The organism is Pontibacter amylolyticus (genome assembly GCF_014638845.1).
Lineage (GTDB): Bacteria > Bacteroidota > Bacteroidia > Cytophagales > Hymenobacteraceae > Pontibacter > Pontibacter amylolyticus.
This window is the reverse complement of record NZ_BMFP01000006.1, coordinates 60,654-85,411: the sequence shown is the minus strand read 5'-3', so window position 1 is coordinate 85,411 and position 24,758 is coordinate 60,654. Positions and strand designations below refer to the sequence as shown.

Annotated in this window: 20 protein-coding genes; 7 read left to right on the top strand and 13 right to left on the bottom strand. The window is 53.4% G+C overall.

The annotated features are described in order from the left end of the window. Positions 1–79 precede the first annotated feature (79 nt). Positions 80–2,551, bottom strand: coding sequence for a S9 family peptidase (locus IEV97_RS15485; protein WP_188502407.1), 2,472 nt, complete (start codon positions 2,549–2,551; stop codon positions 80–82). Between the two features lie 277 nt (positions 2,552–2,828). Here IEV97_RS15485 and IEV97_RS15480 point away from each other — a divergent pair, with 277 nt between their 5' ends. Then, complete coding sequence (locus tag IEV97_RS15480; RefSeq protein WP_188502406.1) at positions 2,829–3,245, top strand: hypothetical protein; 417 nt, start codon at positions 2,829–2,831, stop codon at positions 3,243–3,245. A 79-nt stretch (positions 3,246–3,324) separates the two neighbouring features. Further along, positions 3,325–3,609, top strand: coding sequence for a (2Fe-2S) ferredoxin domain-containing protein (locus tag IEV97_RS15475; RefSeq protein WP_188502405.1), 285 nt, complete (start codon positions 3,325–3,327; stop codon positions 3,607–3,609). A 159-nt stretch (positions 3,610–3,768) separates the two neighbouring features. Here the strand turns inward: IEV97_RS15475 and IEV97_RS15470 are convergent, their stop codons facing one another. Next, positions 3,769–4,305 (bottom strand): ferritin, encoded by a 537-nt coding sequence (locus tag IEV97_RS15470; protein ID WP_188502404.1) that lies wholly within the window; start codon positions 4,303–4,305, stop codon positions 3,769–3,771. Positions 4,306–4,492: 187 nt separating this feature from the next. Continuing rightward, positions 4,493–4,876: a hypothetical protein gene (locus tag IEV97_RS15465; RefSeq protein WP_188502403.1), complete on the bottom strand. Its 384-nt coding sequence runs from the start codon at positions 4,874–4,876 to the stop codon at positions 4,493–4,495. 109 nt (positions 4,877–4,985) lie between these two features. Here IEV97_RS15465 and IEV97_RS15460 point away from each other — a divergent pair, with 109 nt between their 5' ends. After that, on the top strand, positions 4,986–5,360 hold the full coding sequence (locus IEV97_RS15460) for a cupin domain-containing protein (protein ID WP_188502402.1): 375 nt from the start codon (positions 4,986–4,988) through the stop codon (positions 5,358–5,360). Between the two features lie 126 nt (positions 5,361–5,486). Here IEV97_RS15460 and IEV97_RS15455 read toward each other — a convergent pair whose 3' ends face one another. The 4 genes from IEV97_RS15455 to IEV97_RS15440 all read right to left on the bottom strand — a co-directional run bounded on the left by IEV97_RS15455 (position 5,487) and on the right by IEV97_RS15440 (position 9,860). Next, positions 5,487–6,521: a hypothetical protein gene (locus IEV97_RS15455; protein WP_188502401.1), complete on the bottom strand. Its 1,035-nt coding sequence runs from the start codon at positions 6,519–6,521 to the stop codon at positions 5,487–5,489. A gap of 251 nt (positions 6,522–6,772) precedes the next feature. Continuing rightward, positions 6,773–7,510 (bottom strand): LytR/AlgR family response regulator transcription factor, encoded by a 738-nt coding sequence (locus IEV97_RS15450; RefSeq protein ID WP_188502400.1) that lies wholly within the window; start codon positions 7,508–7,510, stop codon positions 6,773–6,775. 545 nt (positions 7,511–8,055) lie between these two features. Continuing rightward, complete coding sequence (locus tag IEV97_RS15445) at positions 8,056–9,165, bottom strand: sensor histidine kinase (protein WP_188502399.1); 1,110 nt, start codon at positions 9,163–9,165, stop codon at positions 8,056–8,058. A gap of 359 nt (positions 9,166–9,524) precedes the next feature. After that, entirely contained in the window at positions 9,525–9,860 is a 336-nt protein-coding gene (locus IEV97_RS15440) for an MGMT family protein (RefSeq protein WP_188502398.1), read from the bottom strand. Positions 9,861–10,074: 214 nt separating this feature from the next. Between IEV97_RS15440 and IEV97_RS15435 the strand changes: the two genes are divergently transcribed. The 4 genes from IEV97_RS15435 (at position 10,075) to IEV97_RS15420 (ending at position 17,109) form a co-directional block, all read left to right on the top strand. Next, on the top strand, positions 10,075–11,163 hold the full coding sequence (locus IEV97_RS15435; RefSeq protein ID WP_188502397.1) for an efflux RND transporter periplasmic adaptor subunit: 1,089 nt from the start codon (positions 10,075–10,077) through the stop codon (positions 11,161–11,163). 78 nt (positions 11,164–11,241) lie between these two features. Continuing rightward, positions 11,242–14,346: an efflux RND transporter permease subunit gene (locus IEV97_RS15430; protein WP_188502396.1), complete on the top strand. Its 3,105-nt coding sequence runs from the start codon at positions 11,242–11,244 to the stop codon at positions 14,344–14,346. A 53-nt stretch (positions 14,347–14,399) separates the two neighbouring features. Then, entirely contained in the window at positions 14,400–15,737 is a 1,338-nt protein-coding gene (locus IEV97_RS15425; protein ID WP_188502395.1) for a TolC family protein, read from the top strand. A gap of 112 nt (positions 15,738–15,849) precedes the next feature. Beyond that, positions 15,850–17,109 carry an MgtC/SapB family protein gene (locus IEV97_RS15420; RefSeq protein WP_188502394.1) on the top strand — a complete coding sequence of 420 codons (1,260 nt, stop codon included), beginning with the start codon at positions 15,850–15,852 and terminating at the stop codon, positions 17,107–17,109. A 7-nt stretch (positions 17,110–17,116) separates the two neighbouring features. Here IEV97_RS15420 and ilvA read toward each other — a convergent pair whose 3' ends face one another. The 6 genes from ilvA to IEV97_RS15390 all read right to left on the bottom strand — a co-directional run bounded on the left by ilvA (position 17,117) and on the right by IEV97_RS15390 (position 24,646). Further along, entirely contained in the window at positions 17,117–18,388 is a 1,272-nt protein-coding gene (ilvA, locus tag IEV97_RS15415) for a threonine ammonia-lyase IlvA (RefSeq protein WP_188502393.1), read from the bottom strand. 6 nt (positions 18,389–18,394) lie between these two features. After that, the gene (gene ilvC / locus IEV97_RS15410; RefSeq protein WP_188502392.1) at positions 18,395–19,441 is read right to left on the bottom strand and encodes a ketol-acid reductoisomerase; all 1,047 of its coding nucleotides are present in this window, start codon (positions 19,439–19,441) and stop codon (positions 18,395–18,397) included. Between the two features lie 70 nt (positions 19,442–19,511). Then, positions 19,512–19,988, bottom strand: coding sequence for a hypothetical protein (locus tag IEV97_RS15405; RefSeq protein ID WP_188502391.1), 477 nt, complete (start codon positions 19,986–19,988; stop codon positions 19,512–19,514). Between the two features lie 82 nt (positions 19,989–20,070). Continuing rightward, positions 20,071–21,804: a biosynthetic-type acetolactate synthase large subunit gene (ilvB, locus tag IEV97_RS15400; protein ID WP_188502390.1), complete on the bottom strand. Its 1,734-nt coding sequence runs from the start codon at positions 21,802–21,804 to the stop codon at positions 20,071–20,073. Next, complete coding sequence (gene ilvD / locus IEV97_RS15395) at positions 21,767–23,485, bottom strand: dihydroxy-acid dehydratase (protein WP_188502389.1); 1,719 nt, start codon at positions 23,483–23,485, stop codon at positions 21,767–21,769. Before ilvD ends, ilvB begins: the two co-directional genes overlap by 38 nt. Positions 23,486–23,752: 267 nt before the next feature. Continuing rightward, positions 23,753–24,646, bottom strand: a complete 894-nt coding sequence (locus IEV97_RS15390; protein ID WP_188502388.1) for a branched-chain amino acid transaminase — start codon at positions 24,644–24,646, stop codon at positions 23,753–23,755. Positions 24,647–24,758 lie beyond the last annotated feature (112 nt).

Here is a 24,758-nt window from a genome sequence, read left to right as displayed (position 1 = left end):
CTGACACCAGGTATAAAAACAAAATGCCCCGACCTTTTTGGCCGGGGCATTTTGTTTATACGCAAGGTATAGGTATACCTTACTGCACCTGGCGGTTCTTCACGTAGGTGTTCAGCCAGGTATCCATTTCCCACAGCATGTGCAGGATAGACTCACGCGCTGCGTAGCCATGGCTTTCGTGCGGCAGGAACACCAGTCGCGTTGTGGCTCCGTGGCCTTTCAGGGCATTGTAGAAGCGCTCACTCTGCACTGGGAAAGTACCGGAGTTGTTGTCGGCCTCGCCGTGGATCAGCAGGATCGGAGTTTTTACTTTGTGAGCTGCTGAGAAGGGCGACATACGGTTGTATACCTCCGGCGCCTGCCAGTAGGTGCGCTCCTCTTGCTGGAAACCAAACGGCGTGAGCGTACGGTTGTAGGCGCCGCTTCGGGCTATACCTGCGGCAAACAGATCAGAGTGGGCCAGCAGGTTGCCGGTCATGAAAGCACCATATGAGTGTCCGCCTACGGCAATGCGTTTCGGATCCGCCACACCCATGCTCACCGTTTTGTCGATGGCGGCTTTGGCACTGGCTACCAACTGCTCCACATAGGTGTCGTTTGGCTGCGCTTCACCCTCCCCTACAATCGGGAAGTCTGTGCGGTCGAGCACTGCGTAGCCCTGCGTTACCCAGAACAACGGCGAACCAGAACTGATACGGGTAAACTCATAAGGCGAGCTCTTCACCTGTCCGGCAGCTGCTGCGTTTTTGAACTCACGCGGATACGCCCACATCAGCATCGGAAGCGGACCATTTTCTTTCTTATAGTCCTTCGGCAGGTATAGCACCGCTGTCAGTTTCACGCCATCGTTACGCTCGTACTGCAACATCTCTTTCTGAACGCCCTGCAGCTGCGGGTATGGGTGCGGGAATTTGGTCACTTGCGTCATGCTCTTCTTGTTCAGGTCGCGCACAAAATAGTTGGGCACTTCCTGCTCCGACTCGCGGCGGGTGATGATCCGCTTGCTGTTCAGGTCGATGATATCTACCGGGCGCTCGTAAAAAGGCGCCTCAGAGCGGAACAGGATCTTCGCCTTCTTCGACTTCAGGTTGAACTCGCTCAGGAACGGACGGTTGCCTTCCGGAGAGCCGCCTTCACTGATCATGTAAATGTTGTCGCCTTTTTTGTCGGTCAGCAGCACGCTGCGTCCGTATTGGTTTTTGGTATACACCGGGCTGCCCGGATCACTGTAACCGTCTTCGTAAGAGCGTTCGATCAGCACCGTGCCAGTCTGTGCAGGCTTCGACGGATTCACACGCACGACACGCTCCGTACGGGTCTTCCAGAGGCGCTCATTTATAAGAGCCAGGTCCTTGTTGCCCCACTGCACGCCACGGTAGCGGAACTTGGTACCGGCCAGTTTGGCAGGCTTCCCGGAGAAGGGCGCATCGAGCATAAACACCACGTCACGCTCAGCTACTTCCTTGGTTGCATCACCGCCGTCCTGCGCCTCTGCCCAGTAGAGTGTGGCGGGCTTGTCAGGGCGCCAGCTGTAGCCACGCGGACCTTTGGCCACGTTGTCAAAACCGATTGGAATGTCTTCGGCCAGTGGCAGCTGGGCCAGCTGCTTCACCACCTTGCCATCGCGGCCCCATACCTCCACATGATAAGGGAAGTAATAGTGCGGCACCAGGTATGAGTATGGCTTCTGGATCGTCTCTACGAGCAGGAACTGCCCGTCCGGCGACACATCGGCACTCTTGATGATGCCGGCCTGACCAACTGGCTGCTGCTTGCCATCTAGGCTCACCAGTTTGAGCTGGGTCTGCATGTAGTAATCGAACAGCTGCTCGTCGTACTTATTCTTGAGCAGGTCCTGGTAGGTGCGAGAAGGGTTTGCCTTGCCGATGTTCTCCTGAATGTTCGGGCCGGTCGGCACTAGGTTGGCTTTCGGCATTTCGCCGCGCTTCTCGTCCACGAACTTCACTAGCAGCGATTTGCTGTCCGGCATCCACGAAAACGGACGGCCGCTATACGCATCGTTCAGTGTGGCTTCGGATAGCTTGCGCGCCTGCCGGTCAGCTATACCTGCCACCCACAGCTCAATGCCGTTGGCTTTGGTGATGGTGAAGGCGATCTGCTTTTCGTCCGGCGACCAGGTTACGTAGGAGATCTGCGCATTTTGCGGTATCCCTGCCAGTTCAAACTCCTGCCCTCCATTTACCTGCTTTAGCTTGATGTTGTTGATAAATGTGGCACGGCTCTGACCGTTTGTGGCAGGGTTTATGCGGAGACCAGCCAGACGGCTTTCGGGTTGCGCCAGCTCCTCTATGCTGGGGTAGCCCGCCCGCTCGAGCAGCAGCATCCAGTCGCCTTTGGAGTTGATGCTGACGCCCGGCGTAGAAGGTGCGTCGATGATGGAGGCGATGGCCTCGGGTGGTCGCTGGTAGCCGGTGGTGGCTTGCTTGCCGTCCTGCGCAAAAACGACAGGAGCCGGAGCGCCCGCCAGTAGCAACAGGCTCAGCAGCGAAGCAGCCAATCGCTTCGGGGTTCTCAGAGTCTTGATTTGCATGTTTCTTTTAAGGTTAAGATAGGTTAGATGTGGGGTTAGACAATTGGTCAATCCGAAGGTTTAACTTACAACTGTTACCAGAGAAAGCCTAATTTTCACACCACTTCGGCCCCCATTTCCTTTTCTCTTCGTTCCTTACATCGTAGCGCAGTATATTATCGTATGAAAAAATCAGCCGCAGGATAATTTCCGATTTTTGAGTTGGCAGAAAACCACTTCGTAATTTGTATTGGCTATATTGCACCTGGCTATACCTAGATTAATAAACCTCCTCCAAATGAAAGTACAGGAGCTTACTTCTTCTACCGGCAAAACCTACCTCACCATCCACTTCGACCAGCAGCACCAGTGGGTGTACAACGACTGGATCGGCTATGTGTCTCCTGAAAACGTAAAGCAGGGCAGCCTTGCCGTTCTGGAAGCCATTAAGCAGCATAAAGCCTCCTGCGGACTGAATGACAACCGCCACCTGGTGGGGCGGTGGGACGAGTCGGTGGAGTGGATTGAGCAGGTATGGATACCCATGGCAGCAGAGGCCGGACTGAAGTACTATGCCCACGTCGCAAACGCAGAGGCGTTTGCAGCCGCTTCCTCTGCCGATATGCTGAACCGGGTGCGGGGACGCTTTAAGATGCGCATCTTTCAGGACATAGACGAGGCGCGCGAATGGCTCACAGTCTGCCAGCAAAATTAAACCGATGGTGTACGGCTGTACGTACATGAACTAATTCACAGGTTTTCCCCTTTAAAGGGTAGCACTTTCAAACTTATACATGAGCAAAGGATTCGAGGTACCAGACAAAGTGATTTATGTCTGCACGGGTAGCAAATGCAAGAAGAAGGGCGGCAAGGACATCGGCAAGACGCTGCGCAACATGATCAAAGACATGGGTCTGAAAGGGCAGGTAGAAGTCGTGAAAACCGAGTGCACCGACCGCTGTGACTTCGCCCCCGTCATGAGCTTTCAGCCGGACAACGTGTGGCTGCACCATACCACCGAGGAGCAGGCTATCCAGACATTCAAGGAGCATATCCTGAAATCAGACGAACAGGTATAGCTGTAACAGGGACAAAAAAAATTTTGACAAAGGACAAAAGACGCTTTAAACAGGTATAGCTGCAGCAACTTATACCTTCTGGGCATTACCCAGGTATAGGCTAAAAACAGAAAAGCCTTTGGATTGCTCCAAAGGCTTTTCTGTTTTCGTCGGGCTCGCTTATCCTTCGTAAGTGTCCTCGTAGGTGATCTTCGGCACACGCTTGTCGATCTCGTACTGGCCTGTTCCTTCCTCGCCTATCACATCGAACAGCTCGAGCGCACGGCGGGCCACATACTCTTCCTCGATCTGCTCTTTCAGGAACCACTGCAGGAACGTGAAGGTCACAAAGTCTTTCGTCTTCATGCACTTGTCGGCCATGCGGTTGAAGGACTGCGTTACGGCAATCTCCTGCTGCAACGCCTGCTCAAACACACTTCTGAAAGACTCGAATTCGATCTGAACGCCCGTGATGTCCGGAGAAACGGCACGGCCGCCCATATCAGACACGTACTTGAACAGACGCAGCATGTGCTCGCGCTCCTCATCCGACTGCTTCTTGAAATAGCCTGCGCTGAAGTCGAAGCCGTTGCGGTCGCACCAGGCCGACATGGCCAGGTACATGGCCGAAGCCTCACCCTCCATTTTAATCTGATCGTTCAATACTCTTTCTATCTCTTCGGTAAGTGAAGTTCTTAGCCTTAATAAATCCTTCATAGGTATAGGGGTGTTTTTCGTTCTACATTAAGGGCATGCCCCAAGTAGAGCATGCGTCCTTTATTCTTACCATTAAGATAGGTATAATGTTCCGAAAATGGACATATGGGGCGAAATATAGAAAAAGTCTAAATAAAAAAAGCACAACTCTAAGGTTGTGCTGGCAGGTATAGCTGATGTTGTGAGGCTATGCTTCGATCGGGGTCAGGCACTCGTGCAGCAGTCGGTTCAACTCCAGGCTGAACTTGGCACCGGCCAACAGGTCACGCAGGGCGTACAGCTCTGTCAGTGACAAGATAAAGCAGCGGTCGCAGCCGCAGATCGATACAATTTCGTAATCAGAGGACCGGGACGGGTCAGCGGCCATTTGCTCCAGGTCAATGCCTGCAACGGCTTTCTTCAAACGCAGAAAAGTATCTACCTTGAGCACGTTCAGCGTTCCGGCGAAGTACAGCATCAGGCGGTTCTTTCGATCGCACTGGAATACGGCTCCAGCTTCGTTTGCATAAATTTCGACCAATTCAGGGGCTGCTGTCATCGTCTCTCCGGGCTTCGCTATCGCTGCTATCATGGTGGTGGCGCTTGTATCTATAAACTAACGCTACAAAGGTAAGGCCTATTTAGAATCAGTCCAAATAAATTTAAATGATATTCATCACCTCTCAAAAAACGACTAGCTTATGAACCATAAAATAGAAAAAGTGAACCTGGCGGAGAAGTTCGACCTGATACCGGATCACTGGAATCCGCGCATAGCCGGGGAGTTGAACGGGCAGCAGGTAAAGCTGGCTAAGTTCAAGGGTGCTTTCGACTGGCACCACCACGAGCAGGAAGACGAGCTGTTTCTGGTTGTAAAAGGCAGCTTTGAGATGGAATTCCGGGACAAAACGATTACCCTGCACCCGGGCGAGTTTCTGATTGTGCCGCGCGGCGTCGAGCACCGGCCGGTGGCGCAGGAAGAGGCCGAGGTGCTGCTGTTTGAGCCCGCCACCACCGTAAACACCGGCAACCTGACCGACAGCGAGCGCACCCGCACCAACCTAGAACGGCTGTAGCAGGTATGGTATATTGACAAAGGACTGCTTGACAAAGGACAAAAGACACTCGCAGGCGATTATACCTTTAAATAAAACAGTCCTTTGTCACAAAATCTTTTGTCAAAAAGTCCTTTACCCCCAACTCTATCTGATCTTTGCCTTTTTCATCACGGTTTTGAGGTTAAGGCGCACCAGGTCGCCCATGCCCCGGCATCTGAGAAACTCGTCTGAATTGTGGTGCTGGGCAAGTTCCTGCTTCAGCTGCGCTATTTTTTCGGGTGTGGAGATCGTGTCTTTGCGCATGCAGTCAATCAGATCCTTGAGGCGGTAGCGGGCTGTGCGGAGGCGCCTGAAAATAAGCGTGCGCTCCTCGTTCTGGTATTGCCGCACCACGTCGGGCTTCAGCAGCTTGAGCACCAGGTCCACGATCACGTTATTGTCTTTAAAAAACTGCGGCAGGTACATGCTCTTACGCCCTTCGTAAGATTGCTGGTCGAAGTCGATGGGCCGCACGCGGTACTGCTCGTCTTCAAAGTCGGGCGTGATGTCCACCACATAGTTGTAGGAGCGCATGTCGCCGAGCAGGCGCACGAAGCAGCGCTCGTTAAACTTCACAAACTCCTTGGCGATGCGCACCTTGTTGGAGGCCGGCCGGTTGAGGTATTCCTTAATAAAGAGGTCACCTGGTATACCGGCAATGTGCTCTTCTATGAGCGTATCGCCATCCACGAGGTAGTTGATGCGGTTTGGTGACAGGATGTACTCCAGCTCCAGCCCGTAGATGCGCGATGCATCGGCCCGCTTCACATAGAAGTAGTCGTAGTTGTCGTTGAGCTGGTTCATGATCTGCACCCGGAAGGGGTTGGAGTTGCCAAAAGTACAGTAATCGACCCGGGACACGTACAGGTGTTCCATCACCGACATATCACCGTCGGTTTTGAGCAGGGCGTAGATCTGGGTCAGACCGGTGTTCAACTCCGCCTGCGCCTGCTGATCGAACATAATGGTCTCCCAGAGTGTGTCGTGCCCTTTTTTGTCGTAGTACGGGAAGGCGTCGGTATAGTGGATCAGGTCCTCGTAGTGCACGGGCAGTTTCGTCTCCCGGTCGTATTCGTGCAGGTAGCTGCGCAGGCAAGCCGCTATCGGGTAAAACAGCTTCTTTTTAGAGATGGAGTTCAAGGGAGTTTAGGAGTTAGAGAGTTTGGGAAGGTAGAGAGTTGATTTGAGTTAGAAAGTTAAAAAAGTAGAAGGTTAGAAAGTTGGGAGTTCAGTAAAGTATACCAGCATACGCAAATCTTAACTTTCTGCTGCGTATTTTAAGAATCGAGGTATACATCTACCTTAGGTATAACACTCCTGATTTTGCCCGACAATTGAACTTTGTACCAGGCTACTTTTCTAACCTTCTACCTTTCTAACTTCTAAACTTTCTAACTCTCCAGCAGGTTGTTCTGCCCGAGCACCTGCAGCACGTCGTTTTTGTAGAGGCGGCCGATCGGTATCTCGGTTTTGCCTACGTCGACGGCGGTGGCAGAGAAGGCCTGCACTTTGTCGAGGGAGATGATAAAGCTGCGGTGGATGCGCAGGAATTTGTCGGTGGGCAGCTTTTCTTCCAGGAAGGAGATCTTCTGGTATGAGATGATCTCTTTCGTGTCGGTCTTCACCCGGATGTAGTCCTTCAGGCTCTCGATATACAGAATATCAGCCAGCATCACCTTCACCATTTTCTTGTCGGCTTTCAGGTAGATGAAGGCATCCTTGTAGTCGGGTTCAGTTTGATTGATCGCTGCCGGCGAAGTGGCTATCCCTCTGGGCTCGGCGGGCGTCACTTTTGCCACGGCTTTCAGGAAGCGGTCGAAGGCGATGGGCTTGAGCAGGTAGTCCACGGCGTTGAGCTCGTAACTGTCGAGGGCGTAGTCGCGGTAGGCGGTGGTGAAGATGACCCTGGGCGGGTTGGGTATGGACTTGAGGAAGTCTATACCTGTGAGCTTGGGCATCTGTATGTCGAGGAACATCAGGTCGATGTGCTCGTTCTGCAGGCAGTTGTAAGCCTCCACGGCGTTGTTGCAGCGGCAAACCAGTTCCAGGTTGTCGAGGCGTTCCACAAAAGTCTCCAGCACGTCCAGCGCCAGGGGCTCATCGTCTACTATCAGGCAGCGTAGTTTCATGTTCTATTCAGGTATGGCACAAGGTATACTAAATGTGTTGTGCGTTAATCTTGGCTGATGTACGTTGTATACGTTACTGTACCCCCATCCTACTGAGTTTCAATCAGGACACAAGTATAGCCTGTTGGTTGCTCTTTCGGATTTGCAATCCGAAAGTATTTATTATCAGGATGTATAATCCGTTTCATACTTCGCCAAGCTGCTTCTCAGATGAAAAAAAAGCAAAAGTCGGATTGCAAATACCGAAGAGCAACGGGAATTTCATGCACGATCCGGACAGGTCGCCACCCAATGCCATCAACCTAAGGATCTTTTTGTCATTTCGACCCCTGGGAGAAATCTGAAATATTGCGGAAACTCCTAAATAACCCAGATCTCTCATTGCATTCGAGATGACAGTTTGGGCACAGTGTTTCTTAAGTTGAAGGCATTGGGTCGTGACCTGTCCCTACGGCATCTGCCCTGCTGTGTAGCAACATGACGTAACCGCGTAACGCCGCTCTGACAACGTTCTAACTTCCGAACTTTCTACCTTTTTAACTTTCTTACCTTTCCCCCAAATCCAGCTCCAGGCGCACGGCATAGCTTTCGGGCTCGTCTTCCACCTCCAGACTATACCTATTTTCGTAGAGCAGTTCCAGGCGGCGGCGCACATTCTTCAGGCCGATGCCCGAGGCAAAGTCGCGGTTGCTGTCGCTGGCCTTCTCCAGGCACTTGCAGTTCTCGACCAATACTACCAAGGTATGGCCCTGCACCTTTACATCTATCCGTATCCAGGCGTTTTTGGTTTCGGTGCTCACGCCGTGCTTAAAGGCATTCTCCACAAAGGGCAGCAGCATCATGGGCGCAATCTGCTTGCCGGCTATACCTCCTGACTCGGTATAGGCAATGTCCACACGGTCACCGTAGCGGATGCGCTCCAGGGCAATGTAGTTCTGTATGTAGTTCAGTTCCTTTTCGAGCGGCACCTTGGCGGCGGCGGCGTCGTAAAGCATGTAATCCATCAAACCAGACAGCTTGAGCACCACCTCCGGCGCGTTCTCGGATTTGCGGAGCGTGAGCGAGTACAGGCTATTGAGCGTGTTGAAGAGGAAGTGCGGGTGGATCTGGCCTTTCAGAAACTTAAGCTCGGCCTCCAGCTTGTCCTGCGCCAGCTGCTGCGTGGACTGCTGGTCGCGGTACCAGTTCTTGAGCAGGTAAATGGCCGCTGACATGGACACCAGGTAGCCCAGGTTGACGATATTGCGCACGAAGCGGTAGAGCGTCAGGTTGTCGTTGGTACAGGTGGTGGGGCATATGAGCGGGTGAATGAGCAGCGGCATGAGCACGAACTGCATCAGGATGCCGATGGCCCCCATCATGAGCAGCAGGTATACGGCAAACTCCATGTAGCGCTGCTGCAACAGGTATTGCGGCATCAGGAAGTACATGTTGAAGTAGACCAGCAGCATCTTGAACGGCAGCTCGATGAGCTCGATCATGAAGGCATTGTAGTAATCGTCGATGTAGCTGCCGTAGAGCAGCCCGAAAAAGCACACGTACACTGTCCAGAAGAGCAGGTGCAGCAGCAGCCTGTTCTGGGTGATGTTGCGCACGTCCGGCAGACTCCAGCTCTTTACCTCCAGCTCACGTGCCGCGTTCAGTTTTACTTCCATCCTGCAAAGTTACGTTTTCTGCGCATCAAGTCCCTAGCCGACAGGTGCTTTTAGACGAGCGGCTATACCTGCCACCCGAAGTGCAGCCATCGTGCCGCGTACAGCCTGCGGGGTGCTATACCTGCTGTAAGGGCATGCAAAATGGTCGCTTGTCTAAAAGTCAGAATTGCCAGTTTCAGACTGCCTATACTTGTATCACTATCGGGGAAGACAGAGCCCCTTTGGTGCTGCATAGACATTTTTTCTGTAGGCTGTGATAAGGCCGTTGTCAGCAACGCAGTCCCCGGACTCGTGCCGACAGTGATTTGTTAGAGTGGTTAAAGGCGCTGCCCGCAAGGTGGTGCCTTTTTCTTTTTGGTTTACAGCAGTTCCTTCGCCGGGTCCCAGAACAGCTTCTCGAACTCCACCACCTGGTCATTCTCCACCTTGACGCCCTCCTGCTCCAGCCGCTCCTGCATGGCGCTGGAATCTTCGAAGTGCTGCTTGCCTGTGAGCATGCCTACCCGGTTGACGACCCGGTGCGCAGGTATGGCGGCAAAGGGTTGCGAAGCGATCAGTGCCCAGCCCACCATGCGGGCCGAGCCCTTGGAGCCCAGGTAGCTGGCAATGGCTCCGTACGAAGTCACCCGCCCCTCCGGGATCAGCTTAACTACCTCATACACATCCTCAAAAAAGTTTTTCTTGTTGTCGCTCATACCTTTGCGCAATTTCTTTTATTCGTTTTTAAACCTCTGGAGCTACCGTTTGTCTTATAATAGCGTCAGTTGGTAGAGTTCAGCTAGCCCATGCTTTTTACTACCATGATAAGCATGTAAATTTAGTCGTTTTTTGCTGTTGTCTATACATTTAATACAAACCAGAATTTTATACCTTTGAGGTCATGCACCTCGAATCGAAGTTTAAACCTAAATGAACAAAACTGTCAAAACCATCCTTCTCCTGGTAGTTGCCGCCTTTGTGGGTTACCTACTGTACAGCAAAGTGTTTTCTGGGAACGAAGAAACAAAAGCTGCCGGACCTACGGGCGGACCTATGGCTCAGAAAGTAGCCGTGGACGTATTCGTAGTCTCTCATACTGCCTTCCAGAACAAGATTACCTCCACCGGTTCCGTTATGCCGAATGAGGATGTGGAGCTGCGCAGCGAAATATCCGGCCGCGTAACGGCCATTAACTTCAAAGAAGGCAGCCAGGTAAAGAAAGGACAGCTCCTGATGACCGTGAACGATGCAGACCTGCGTGCCCAGCTGGCCAAACTGCAGTCTAACCAGAAGCTGTACCGCGATATGGAAGAGCGCCAGCGCACCCTGCTGGAGAAAGAATACATCAGCCGCCAGGAGTACGACCAGGTGAGCAACCAACTGGCCACCGCCACAGCAGACATACAGGCACTGCGAGCCACCCTGGACAAAGCCTATGTGCGCGCGCCGTTTGATGGCGTGATCGGCCTGCGCCAGGTAAGTGAGGGCAGTTATGTAACCCCCACCACGCCTGTCGCCCGTATTGTCGACATCACCCCCCTTAAAATCGACTTTTCTATACCTGGCCGCTACAGCCAATCCGTAAAAGTGGGCGACAAGATCACCTTCACTTCCGAAGGCAGCGCTGAGCGGTATGAGGCGACGATTTACGCCGTGCAGCCGAACATTGACCCTGCCACACGCACCCTACAACTGCGCGCCCTCTACGAGAACAGCAAACAGGAAATAAAGCCTGGCGCTTTTGTGAAGGTGGAGCTTAGCCTGGCGGACACGGACGAGGCGATCCTGATCCCGACAGAGGCCATTATACCGGAGGCGACAGGACACAAGATTTTCCTGGCCAAGAACGGAAAAGCACAGCCACAGATGGTGAAGATCGGCCAGCGCTCCGAAACCCTCATTCAGATCATTGAAGGGGTTGAGCCCGGTGACACCATCATCAGCTCAGGTATATTGCAGACACGCCCCGGCTCTGACCTGAACATCAGAAGAGTAGTAACATCTGAAGTATCACAATAACACCCTTAGTGGCGTTAAATTGAGTAAGAAGGGGTGAATTTTTGTTCCAGCTCCTGGTCTGTTTAGCAAAAGACAATTATGGCAAGTTTATCAGATATAAGTATTAAGCGCCCCGTGCTCGCCATCGTGATGAGTATCACGATCATGGTGTTCGGATTTATTGGCATCACCTACCTGGGTGTGCGCGAATACCCAAGCGTGGACCCGCCTATCGTGAACGTATCGACGAGTTATGCCGGTGCCAATGCCGAGACGATCGAGTCGGAGATCACAGAGCCGCTCGAGGAGTCGATTAACGGTATTGCCGGTATCCGCACCCTTACCTCTTCGAGCAGCGAGGGGAGCAGTAACATTACCGTGGAGTTTGACCTTGACGTGGACCTGGAAGCCGCCGCCAATGACGTGCGCGACCGCGTAGCCCGGGCACAGCGACGCCTTCCGGAAGATGCAGAGCCCCCAACCGTGTCTAAAGCCGACGCGGATGCCAACCCGATCATCTTCCTGGGTATACGTAGCGAAACCCGCTCTCTTCTCGACCTTTCTGATATTGGAAATAACGTTTTCAAAGAGCAGTTACAGACCATTCCGGGAGTAAGTGCCATCAACATCTGGGGTGACAAGCGTTATTCCATGCGCCTCTGGATGGACCCTGACAAGCTTTCTGCGCTGCAGGTAACCCCGCTGGAAGTGCGAGACGCGCTTGCCCGCCAGAACGTGGAACTGCCATCAGGCAGCATCGAGGGTGCCACCACCGAGCTTTCGGTGAGAACCATGGGCCGTATTTCCACGCCAGAGGAATTCAACAACCTGGTAGTGCGCGAAGATGCCACCCGCCTGATCCGCTTCCGCGATATTGGCTATGCCCAGTTGGCCCCTGAAAACGAAAAAACAGTATTGCGCTACAACGGCGTGCCGATGATTGGTGTCGTGATCATCCCGCAGCCCGGCACGAACCAGGTTGAGATTGCGGACGAGTTCTACCGTCGCCTGGAGCACATCAAGAAAGACATTCCGGAGGATCTGGAGCTGACTATTGGCTTCGATAACTCGCAGTATGTAAGGGCCTCTATCGCAGAGGTGCAGGAAACCATTTTCGTGGCTTTTGGCCTCGTGGTGGTGGTTATCTTCCTGTTCCTGCGTGACTGGCGTTCGACGCTCATCCCGATAGTAGCTATACCTGTCTCGCTGGTGGGCACCTTCTTTATCATGTACGTGATGGACTTCTCCATCAACGTGCTCACTTTGCTGGGCATCGTGCTGGCCATTGGTCTGGTGGTGGATGACGCCATTGTGATGCTGGAGAATATCTATGCCCGTATTGAAGACGGGCAGGAACCGATGAAAGCGGCCAAGAAGGGGGCAAAGGAAATTTACTTCGCCATTATTTCTACCACTGTCGCACTGGCTGCCGTGTTTATGCCGGTTGCCTTTCTCGAGGATACGACAGGCCGGCTCTTCCGGGAATTCGGTATAGTGGTGGCGGGTTCAGTGATCATCTCCTCCTTTGTCTCGCTCACGCTTACGCCGATGATGTCGTCGCGCATGCTGAAGCACCGCGATAAGCCAAACTGGTTCTACCGCAAAACAGAGCCCTTTTTTGCTTCCTTAACCAACGCCTACAGAAGCAGCCTGAATAGCTTCCTGACGTACCGCTGGGTGGCCTTCGTGCTGGTAATCCTGTCTGCTGGCATCATCTGGTGGCAGTTCTCTACCATGCGCTCTGAGTTGACTCCGGATGAGGACAGAAGTGGACTCCGTATCCAGACTACTGGCCCTGAGGGCGCCTCGTTCGAGTTCATGGACAGGTATATGAACGAGCTTTCTGCGCTGGTGAATGATTCAGTGGAGGGCATCAGCAGCATGACCACGATGACTCGTAACTCCAACTCTGGTTTTATACGCCTCCGTCTTGTCGACCCGAGTGAGCGAAGCAAATCGCAGCAGCAGATTGTGGATGAACTTCCTGCTCTGCTTAACCAGGTGCCGGGTGCCCGTGCTTTCGCCGCCGGCGACAAAGGCCTGGGTGGCGGCCGTGGTGCAGGCCAACCTGTATCTTATGTAGTGCAGGCCCAGAGTATGGCCAAACTGCGCGAAATCATTCCTCCTTTCCTCGAGGCGGCCCGCCAGAACCAGGTCTTCAACTTTGTGGATGTTAATCTGAAGTTCAACAAGCCGGAACTACGCGTGGAGATTGACCGTGAAAAGGCCCTATCGATGGGTGTGACTGTGCGTGACGTGGCCCAAACCATGCAACTGGGACTAAGCGGCCAGCGCTTTGGTTACTTTGTGCGCGGTGGCAAGCAGTACCAGATACTGGGCCAGGTAGCGCGCGAAAACCGCAGCGAACCACTGGACCTGCGCAGTCTTTACGTGAAAAACAACGCCGGTGAACTGATACAACTCGACAACCTGATCGAATTAAAAGAGGAAAGCTCCTCGCCTCAGATATACCGTTTCAACCGTTTTGCTGCTGCCACCTTCAGTGCCACCCTGAATAAGGGCTATACCATTGGTGATGGCATAGAGGCCATGGACGTTATTGCAAAAGACGTACTGGATGAAACGTTCCAGACTTCCCTGACCGGTCAGTCAAGGGACTTTCAGGAGAGTTCGGGCAGTTTGATGTTCGCCTTTCTGTTGGCACTTGGCCTAATCTACCTGGCCCTGGCAGCACAGTTCGAAAGCTTCCGCGACCCGGTCATCATCATGTTCACGGTGCCGCTGGCCTTGGCTGGAGCTTTGCTGAGCTTGTGGTACTTTGATCAGACACTCAATATCTTCAGCCAGATCGGCATGATCATGCTGGTGGGTCTGGTAACCAAGAACGGTATCCTGCTCGTGGAATTTGCCAACCAGAAAAAAGAACAGGGCCTGAGCAAGCTGGAAGCGGCCAGAGAAGCCGCGGTGTCACGCTTCCGCCCTATCCTGATGACAAGCTTGTCGACCATTCTGGGTACCTTGCCGATCGCACTGGCGTGGGGTGCCGGCTCCGAGAGCCGTGTCTCGATGGGTATAGCCGTGGTAGGTGGCCTTATTTTCGCTACTGGTCTGACCTTGTACATCATTCCTGCTATCTATTCGTACTTCTCGTCCGCGGAGGCAAACCTTGCCCTGATGGCGGATAAAGACGAGGACGAAGAGCTGGAACGCAGGCGGGAAAGAGAACCCGCACTGAGCAAATAATACCTGAAACCGAATCTCTGACGCTAAGATTTAAACCTTTGCATTCTAATATAATGTCCCCACTTAAAGTTGCAGCACTGTTCCTCCTGGGAGTAGTGCTGCTCTTCCCCCACAAACTTGCCGCGCAGGAACAGCTTTCGCTGCAGGATGCCATTCGCATAGGGCTTCAAAACAATTACGACATCCAGATCGCCGGCAGGCAGGAGGCCATTGCCGAGAACAACGTCACCCGTGGCAATGCTGGTTTTCTTCCGAATGTGGATGCTCGAGGAGGCCGTACCTTTAGTGAGAACAACTCCCGCCAGTCGTTTCAGACAGGTCCGGACCGTACCCGTAATGGTGCCAGCTCCAATAACCTCAATGGAAGCATCAACCTGAACTGGACCATATTTGACGGCATGGGCATGTTCATTAACTACGAACGGCTGAAGGCATTGGAAAAATCCGGTGCCCTGTTCACCCGCGAGACCGTGCAGAATACGCTTGCCAACATTTTCGACAATTACTTTGAAGTGGTGCGTCAGTCCAAAAAGATGCAGGCCATTGAAGATGCCATCGCCATCTCGCAGGCGCGGGTGGACATCGCCCAGGCGCAGTACGAGGTGGGGGTAAGCGCCAAGGTGGAGATTCTGCGTGCGCAGGTGGACTTTAACACCGACCGCTCGGAGCTGCTGGTGCAACAGGAGGCACTGCAGAATGCCAAGATCAACCTGAACCAACTCCTCAGCCGCGACCCGAACATCGACTTTGTCGCGATTGACTCCATTGTAGTAGACCCCAACCTGAACTACGGGAACGCGGATGCAGGTATGCTGGCCAACAACCCGCTCCTGAGCCGTCTCAAGCTCAACCAGGAGATCGCCAGCCTGGACATTAAATCCGTTCGTGCCAGCCGTTTCCCTGTGATCGGGGTGGTGGGCGCTTACAACTTCAACCGCTCAGAGAACGAACCGCTGAACGAATTCTCGCCACTCTTTAACCAGAACCGGGGGTATAACTATGGCCTGAGTGTGAGTCTGCCTCTTTTTAGGGGGTTCAACACAAACCGCCTGGCTCAAAATGCCCGTATCAACCTGGAGTCTGCCAACCTGGAGTATAAGCGCCAGCAGAACCTGCTGGATGCCGCATTGGCCCGGGCCTACAGCCAGTACACCAACCGCCTGCAGCTGCTGCAATTAGAAGAAACCAACCTGACCCTGGCCCAGGAAAACGCCGCCATTGCCCTGGAACGCTATCGTTTGGGCCTTTTGACGGCCATTGAACTGCGTGAGGCACAACGTAACCAACTCGTAGCCGAAAACCGCCTGATCGACATCCAGTTCCAGGCAAAAGCCGCCGAAACGGAGCTGAAGCGCATCAGCAGCACACTGCTGCAGGAAGGAGCCGAATAAGCATACCTTCCGCTATATATTGCGATTGTCTGATAAAAGTATAGCCCCGGCTATACTTTTATCATTTAGGGCTGTATCTTAGCATCATACTTATAGCCCATACACCGCCTGCATGGAACAGGAACTCTTCCAGATACTTGCTATTTCACTGGGGCTGGGCCTGCTGGTTGGTCTGCAGCGGCAGCATGACAATGCCCAGATTGCCGGCATCCGCACGTTCCCTCTCATCACACTCTTTGGCACCCTCACTGCCCTGATGGCCCGTGAGATGGGCGCATGGGTCGTAGCAGCCGGCTTGCTGGCCACAGCCGCCCTTGTAGTGACAGCCAACCTGATGAAAAAAAAGGAGCCTTCGCCTGATGTTGGCCAAACGACGGAAGCGGCCCTTCTGCTCATGTTTGCGGTAGGCGCCTACCTGGTGTACGGCAGCAAGACGGTGGCTGTGGCTTTGGGCGCTACCGTGGCGGTTCTCCTCCACCTCAAAGACACCCTGCACCATATGGTATCGCGCATCGGGCAGCAGGACCTGACGGCCATCATGCAGTTCGTGGTCATCTCCTTCGTTATCCTGCCCATCCTGCCAAACGAGGCCTTCGGCCCTTACGAGGTACTCAACCCTTACAACATCTGGCTGATGGTGGTGCTGATCGTAGGTATAGGGCTGCTGGGCTATTTCGTGTATAAGATCTTCGGAAATAAGGCAGGCACTTTCCTGGGCGGAGTGCTAGGCGGACTGATCTCGAGCACTGCTACCACAGTAAGCTATGCCCGCCGTGCCAAGGAGTCCAAAGGAAGCAGCCAGCTGGCAGCCATTGTGATCTTCATCGCCTCTACGGTGGCTTTTTTCAGAATTCTGACGGAGATCCTGATCGTGGCGCCGGGTGTAATGCCCCAGGTAGCCCCTCCCCTGCTGGTTGTGGTGGGGCTGATGGTCGTGACCGGCCTGATCGCCTACTTCACCAACAAAGAGGAAGGTGACCACATGCCCGAGCAGGAAAACCCCGCCCAACTGAAAGCAGCCCTCGTCTTCGGTGCTATTTACGGCATTGTGATCCTGGCGACAGCTGCTGCAAATGACTACCTCGGCGACAGCGGCCTGTACATCGTCGCCATCATTTCGGGCCTGACCGACGTGGACGCCATTACGCTCTCTACTTCCCGCCTGATGAACATCGGCAATTTGTCGCCCGACAACGGCTGGCGCATTATTCTGGTGGCTGCCCTCTCCAATGTCGCTTTCAAGGGTGCCCTGGCCGGTTTTCTGGGAAACAGCAAGCTATTCGCCAAGGTTTCACTCCTGTTTGGCATTGTGCTGCTCGGCGGACTCCTGGTACTCTGGTGGTGGCCGGAGGACTTTAAGTTGTTTTCATAGCTTTCACTTACACAAGCAGGCTAAGAAAGTCTTGCTTCCCGTTCAGGTACTCATAGTTGAAGCCTTCCGCATCCATGCGCGCTTTGATAACTTCTACATCGTGCGGTTGCTTTACTTCTATACCTATAAAAACAGGACCTTTTTCTTTGTTGTTCTTCTTGATATACTGAAAATGGATGATGTCATCCTGCGGATGCAGCACTTGATTCACAAACGTGCGTAATGCGCCCGGCTGTTGGCTGAACGTGACCATGAAGTAGTGCTTGAGGCCCTGGTGCCTCATAGCCCTTTCCTTGATGTCCTCCATGCGGGTGATATCGTTGTTGCTGCCGCTGATGACGCACACCACGTTCTTATCCACTAACTGATCCGCATAGGATTTGAGGGCCGAAATGCTCAGTGTACCGGCGGGTTCCAGCACTACGCCATCTTCATTGTACATCTTCAGAATGTCTTCGCAGATTTGCCCTTCCGGCACCAACACAATATCATCCAGTAGTTCCCTGCAGATGCCAAAGGTGAGTTCGCCTGGACATTTGACGGCAGCCCCATCTACAAAGCTGTCGATCGAATCAAGCGTCAGGCGTTGCTGCTCTTTCACTGACCTGTACATAGACGGAGCCCCGAGCGGCTGTACGCCAATCAGCCTGGTTCGGGGACTCAGCTGCCTGAATACACTTGCAACACCCGAGGCCAGTCCGCCGCCACCGATGGGCATGAACAGGTAGTCAATATGACCAACCGCTTCCCGCAGGATTTCCATACCTACGGTCGCCTGGCCCTCCACAATGGCCAAATCGTCAAAGGGTGGAATAAAAGTACTGCCCCGGCTATCGCAAAATTCTTTGGCAGCCTGGAAGGTATCATCGTAAGTCGCACCTGTCAGGATAACCTCTACCTTGTCTTTGCCGAAAAGGCGCACTTTGTTCACCTTCTGAGCTGGCGTGGTGGCCGGCATAAAAATGTGCCCTCTGATGCCGAGCAACTGGCATGCGTAAGCTACGCCCTGCGCATGGTTGCCGGCACTGGAGCAAACGACTTCATTCTCGCGCTGCTCGGGTGGCAGAGTAGCCATTTTGTTGTAGGCACCCCTGATCTTGTAGGAGCGCACCACTTGCAGGTCTTCCCGCTTCAGGTAGATATTCGCACTATAGAGCTGCGACAGCCACAGGTTTTGCAAAAGGGGCGTTTTCGTGATGACGCCCCTTAGCCTTTGCGACGCCTGTTCCACTTTTTCCAGCGAAACAAGGAAATCGGTATCGGTTTCTACTTTATTCATTTGAATTTATTTACTGACCGAGCGCAATTCTCTTACCCGCGCACCCGTCTGCCACAACTCTGATTCCCGCAACTCCTGCAGCTCTGCTTCCAGTTCCTGACGATAGCCCGGCGTAGTGCCTCGCTGTATCGTCCGCTCCGCCTCAGCGCCGGAGGCCACACTATCATACAGTTCGTTCAGCACAGGAAGTGTAGCTTCTTTGAATCTCCCTTTCCAATCAAGAGCACCACGTTGCGCGGTTACTGAACAGTTAGAGAACATCCAGTCCATACCGTTTTCGCCTACCAGCGGCACCAGGCTCTGGGTAAGCTCTTCTACTGTTTCATTGAATGCCTCTGAAGGAGAGTGGCCACGCTGGCGCAGCACCTGGTACTGGGCTTCGATGACACCAGCCAGCGCACCCATCAATATACCGCGCTCGCCTGTCAGGTCGCTGTATACCTCTTTCTGGAAATCAGTTTCGAACAGGTAGCCGGAACCGATGCCAATCCCCATGGCGATGGCCTTTTCATAAGCTTTACCTGTTGCATCCTGGTACACGGCAAATGAAGAGTTGAGACCGCCACCCTGCAGGTATAGTCTGCGCAGGCTGGTACCGCTACCCTTAGGGGCTGCCAATATTACGTCAATATCGGCAGGCGGCACGATGCTGGTATGGTCATGGAAGGTAATGCCGAAGCCATGGGAAAAGTACAGTGACTTGCCGGGAGTCAGCCTTTCCTTTAGAGTAGGCCATACAGCAATCTGCCCCGCATCTGAGAGCAGGTTGGCGATGATCGTGCCACGCTCAGCTGCTTCTTCAATTGTAAACAGGGTTTCTCCTTCCACCCAGCCGTCGTTTAAGGCTTTTTGCCAGGAAGAGGAATTCTTACGCTGGCCCACGATTACATTGAAGCCGTTGTCGCGGAGGTTGAGTGCCTGCCCCGGGCCCTGCACGCCATAGCCGATCACAGCGATTACCTCGTCTTGCAGTACCTCCCGCGCTTTGGCGAGTGGAAATTCTTCGCGCGTTATTACAGTTTCGTCTACTCCTCCGAATTTGATAGTTGCCATAAGGTTTTTTATTAATGAGTTAGTTTAGATTTTCAGATATGTCTTAAAGAATTTATCTCTTGCCTGCAGCTTAACCTGCCATGATCATGGCACCAGACTTTGAAACCTCCTGCACACCGTATGGCTGTAGTGCCTCGAGCAGCGCTAGAGATGAACCGGCATCCCCTGCCTTCTCCAGCACAATACTCTCTGAGTCGGCAGTCAGCAGCCGGGCCTGGTGAGCCAGTAAGATATGCTCCAGCACCGGCTGCGGCAGCTGCCTGCGGTTGATCCTATACAAGGCTACCGGCATCCATGCCACTTCCTCCTGTCGCAGGACAGCCGCATGTGCCACTCCGATAATTCGCCTCAGCTCCTTGTTGATCTGCTCCGCCCAACGCTGGGTTGTTTTGGCTTCGATGCGATAGTGATAGTTTGCCTCGTCATCCGGCCTGGAGGCAATCAGGTTTTGAAAAGCAATATTCCGGCGCGTGAAAAGCTGCACGATACGTCCCAGGATCGTTTTGTCCGCTGTTGCGCTGATCGTGAAGATGAATGACTCTTGCATTGTCTTAGTGTTAATCATTTGAAAAAAGGAAATCACCCGAGGTTCTCCCCATTGGATTCTTTATAAAGTTGGTTGGCGACGCCTACTCCAGCCGGATCTCTGAGACACAGGCTCCCGTAGGAACCATGGGAAAGACATTGTCCTCCTTGCCTACTAGCACCTCCAGCACCTCAGCATGCGGACTTTCGAGAACAGCCTCCAGTATGGCTTGCAGTTCTTCCCGCCGTTCAACTTTTCTGGCCCGAATGCCATAGCCCTGTGCTATTTTCACAAAGTCCGGATTTTCCATTTCTACAAAGGAGTAGCGTTTCTCGAAGAATAACTGCTGCCACTGGCGCACCATACCCAGGTAGTTGTTGTTCAGGATGATCACCTTCACGGCCAGGCCGGTTTGCATGATCGTGCCGAGTTCCTGGATGTTCATTTGAAAACCACCGTCCCCGATCACGGCAATCACCTGGGCCTCTGGACGTCCGGCCTTGGCGCCGATGGCCGCCGGAAGGGCAAACCCCATGGTGCCGAGGCCGCCGGAGGTCACGTTGCTGTTGCGACGCCGGTAGTTAAAATAGCGGGACGCGACCATTTGGTGCTGCCCCACATCCGTCACCAGGATGCTGTCTGCTTCTGCCGTCTCGTTGATGAAGCGGAGCACCTCTCCCATAGTGATCATCTTTTCATCAGCAGGAAACAGGTCATGGCGCACCACCTTCTCATATTCCTTCTCCATACACACCTGGAATTCCTGCAGCCACTCCCTGTGCTCGTTTTCCTCCGCAAGAACAGACAATGCCGCCAACGCTTCTCTGGCATCTGCCACCAAAGCCACATCTGCTCTGATGATCTTGTTGATCTCAGCAGGGTCCAGGTCGATGTGTATGACTTTAGCCTGCTTGGCGTAGGTATCGGTACGGCCGGTCACCCGATCATCGAAACGCATCCCCACAGCAATGATCAGGTCAGCTTCGTTTGTTTTCACGTTAGGTGCGTAGTTGCCATGCATACCCAATAGCCCCACGTTAAGCGGATGTTCGGAAGGTATAGCCGACAGGCCCAGCAAGGTGGTGGCTACCGGAATATCGGCTTTCTCAGCCAACGCCAGCAACTCCTCATGCGCTCCTGCCAGGTGTACCCCCTGTCCGGCCAGAATAAGTGGCTTTTTTGCACTATTTATAAGGTCCGCAGCCTGCTCCGCCGCTGCAATGCTAAGCGGCGGTTTGGGTGCATAGTGTTTAACCTCTGTGCATCTCTCATAGCTGAAAGGTGCTTTTGTAAATTGTGCGTCTTTGGTAATATCGAGTAGCACCGGCCCTGGCCTGCCGCTCTGCGCCAGGTAAAAGGCTTTGCTGATAGCTGCCGGAATATCAGCAGCGTCCGTTACCTGTATATTCCACTTGGTAACCGGCGTTGTAATACTGATTACATCAGCTTCCTGAAAAGCGTCCGTACCCAACAGAGGAGCTGCCACCTGTCCGGTGATGCATACCAGGGGCGTAGAATCTGCCTTGGCATCCGCAAGCCCGGTTACCAGGTTAGTAGCCCCCGGACCAGAGGTGGCAAAGCATACACCTACTTTACCGGTTACCCTGGCAAAGCCTTGTGCCGCATGAATGGCACCCTGCTCGTGGCGCACCAGGATGTGGTTGAGTTGATCAGCATAATCGTAGAGCGCATCGTATATCGGCATGATCGCACCGCCTGGGTAGCCGAAGATTGTTTCTGTACCTTCGGCCATCAGGGAGAGGATGACTGCCTCTGCCCCTGACACAATTTTCGCATTATCAGGCAATGCCGGGGCTGGTTTCTCTTTCGTTGACATGGGTTTCTTCTAAATCTGTTATACATCCCTTACTGGCGTCGCTCACGGTTCTGATGTACTTGAGCAGGACGCCTTTGGCTGCTCCTGCAGCCGGCCTTACCCACTTGTCGCGTCGCAGGCTCAGCAGCGCGTCTTCCACATGCAGGTGAATGGAGTTGGTCGTGGCATTAAGTGAGATCCAGTCGCCGTCCTCTACCAGGGCCAACGTGCCGCCGTCGTAAGCTTCGGGACAAACGTGCCCAATAACAAAGCCATGCGTGCCGCCAGAGAAGCGGCCATCGGTGATCAGGGCTACTTTATCTCCCAGGCCTGCACCCATGATGGCAGAAGTAGGCTTGAGCATCTCCGGCATACCGGGTCCACCCTTAGGACCCACATAGCGGATCACCACCACATGGCCTGCCTTGATCTTCCTCTCTGCTATACCTTCGTTCAGCTCTTCTTCGGAATTGAACACAATGGCGGGGCCTTCAAAGGTTAATCCTTCTTTACCCGAGATCTTTGCCACCGCCCCCTCCGGAGCCAGGTTGCCATACAGGGTCTGGATGTGTCCGTCTGCCTTGATGGGGTTCGAAAGCGGGCGAAGCAGGTCTTGCTCCTCACCCAGCGGTCGTATGCCTGCCAGGTTTTCAGCCACGGTTTTGCCCGTCACTGTCAGCAGATCGCCAGTGATCAAACCTTCGTTCAGCAGTGTCTTCATCACAGCAGGCACGCCACCCACGGCAGACAGGTCTTCCATCAGGTATTTTCCACTTGGCTTCAGGTCAGCCAGCACGGGCACCCTGTCGCTCACCGACTGAAAATCCTGCAGGCTTAGTCTTACACCTGCAGCATGCGCAATCGCGATCAGGTGCAGAACGGCATTGGTAGAGCCTCCGAGCACCGTGATCAGGACCAGGGCATTCTCGAAGGCCTCTCTCACCAATATGTCCTGCGGCTTCAGGTCCATTTCCAGCAGACGAAGCAGGTAATCCCCTGTGCTCAGGCATTCTTCCTTTTTGGACTGGCTGGCAGCGGGCGCTGAAGAAGAGAAAGGCACCGACATCCCCAGGGCCTCCGCGGCAGAAGCCATGGTATTGGCCGTATACATACCCCCACAGGCACCCGGCCCCGGACAGGCATTGCGGATAATGCCCCTGTAATCCTCTTCTGAAAGTTGCCCGTTCAGCTTTTTACCGTAGGCCTCAAAGCACGAAACGATGTTCAGCTTTTCACCCTTGAACTCCCCGCCTTTGATCGTGCCGCCATACACCATGAGTGAAGGACGGTTCAGGCGGGCCATGGCCATGAGTGAACCCGGCATGTTTTTGTCGCAGCCTACCACGCAGGCCAAAGCGTCATAGTTATGAGCGCCGGCCATGGTTTCGATGGAGTCGGCTATGATCTCCCTCGACACAAGCGAATAGCGCATACCTGGTGTACCGTTGGTGATGCCGTCGCTCACGCCGATGGTATTGAAGCGTAGTCCCACCATGCCTGCCTGGTTCACCCCACGCTTTACCTCATCGGCCAGGCCATTGAGGTGCATGTTGCAGGTGTTGCCATCAAAGCCTGTGGAGCAAATGCCTGCAAATGGTTTGCGGAGATCAGCTTCCGAAAGCCCCGCGCCGATCAGCATGGCCTGAGAGGCTGGCAGGCTGTCGTCCTGGGTATAGATGCGGCTGTATTTATTCAATGCCATTGTTATTCTCTTTATTCTCTTTTCAAAATGGTAGCAGTAACTGCTGCCGTACTTGCTGCAATTTCAGTTTTTTACTATCGCTCCTGAAAACTGCTTTTATACCTGCTTACTATTTCTACCCATAGCAAAAACAAGTTTAACCACCTGCCTTTTAGTATTTTAACACCTGCATACTACAATCTCTAAGTGTAAAGAAACAGACAAATTTGCTGCTTGCAGGCATCGCTACACGGATGGGAAGGCAGTTAGCGTTACTCCCGATGCAGGCTAGTGTGTCAGCACGGGACTGGCAGCACGCCCTGTCACCAGTGCTGAATATTTAGCCGCCAGCGCAGCGCCAATAGTTTCTTCAAAGGGCTTCCTGAAGACGTGACTGCCAATAGAAGACACACCTACTACTTCAGCGGCAGTGCCCGTCAGGAAGGCTCCTTCTGCCTCCTTCAGCTCCTCCGGTGTGAAGAATCGCTCATGCACTTTGATGCCAGACGCTCTTGCCAGCTCGATGACGGTGTTGCGGGTTATACCTTTGAGAATGCTGCCTGCCGGCGCTGTGTGAAGCTCCCCGTTTTTTTCATAGAAGAAATTGGAGCCCGGCCCTTCGGCTACGAAGCCGTTCATATCAAGCAACAGCGCCTCGTCGTACCCTTTGTTTTTGGCATCGGAACTGGCGATAATGGAATTGACATAATGGCCGGCTATCTTGGCCTCGATGGGCACCGCTCTGGGGTTGGGACGCTCGTAAGGGGAGACCATCAGGCGCAGGCACTGGTTTCCGAGGTATTTGCCCCACTCCCAGGCGGCAATAAAAACGTTGCTCGTGGCGGGTGCTTTTATACCCATATTTGGCTCGCCGGCATATACCAGCGGACGAATGTAGGCTTCCGTCAGGTTATTCTTCTCAAGCAGTTGGTAGGTGAAGTCTGTCAGCTCCTCCACCGAATATGCCAGTGGCAGGCCCACCGCCCGGCAGGAATAGTGCAGGCGTTCGTAATGCTCTTTCACTTTGAAAATACGCGTGCCCGCCGGTGTGCTGTAAGACCTGATGCCTTCGAAAGCGGCATACCCATAGTGTAGCGACTGGGCATAGACACTACAACTGGCCTGGTCGGCTTTTACATAATTGCCGTCCAGAAAAACAAGCGTGTTGTTGTTAAAATACATCGTAGCTAATTATTTAAGATTTAGGTTTGGTATGGGTAAACAAAAAAAGCCTTTCTGACCGGGTAGTCAGAAAGGCTTTCTATAGGCAACAGAAGTCCGTTTCTTCAACCCG